Here is a 335-nt window from a genome sequence, read left to right on the forward strand (position 1 = left end):
GGCGGGCTTGGTGAAGTTCGTCTTGCCTCCGGTGCGGAGGTGGACGACGATCCCGTTTGGTGCGGAGACGATGGCCTCGGCCATGATGATTCCTTCCTGTGTGCCCGCGTTGCCGGTGGCGGCAGCGGGGAGTGCGCGGACGATGGAGTACTTGCGGATGCCGGGCAGTTCGAAGTGCCAGGGCTCGTAGTCGTAGGGGCGGATGAGTCCGGCGGCTTCGAGGCGGCGGACCCGTTCGGGTGTGGGGGTGATGTCGAGTGCGCCGAAGCGGACGTGTGCGAGGCGCTGCGATTCGTCGTCGGGGTTGTCGGCGGGGTTGAAGCCGGGGAGCCGGT

The 335-nt window shown here is 68.1% G+C and carries 1 protein-coding gene; it reads right to left on the reverse strand.

Annotation, left to right across the window (positions count from 1 at the left end; all coding sequences use genetic code 11):
* Positions 1–335, reverse strand: a 335-nt coding sequence (locus DSP71_RS22170) for a hypothetical protein (protein WP_181800704.1), incomplete at both ends; no start/stop codon positions are given.

The sequence above is a fragment of the Microbacterium sp. H6 genome, assembly GCF_003314775.1.
Taxonomy (GTDB): Bacteria; Actinomycetota; Actinomycetes; order Actinomycetales; family Microbacteriaceae; genus Microbacterium; species Microbacterium oxydans.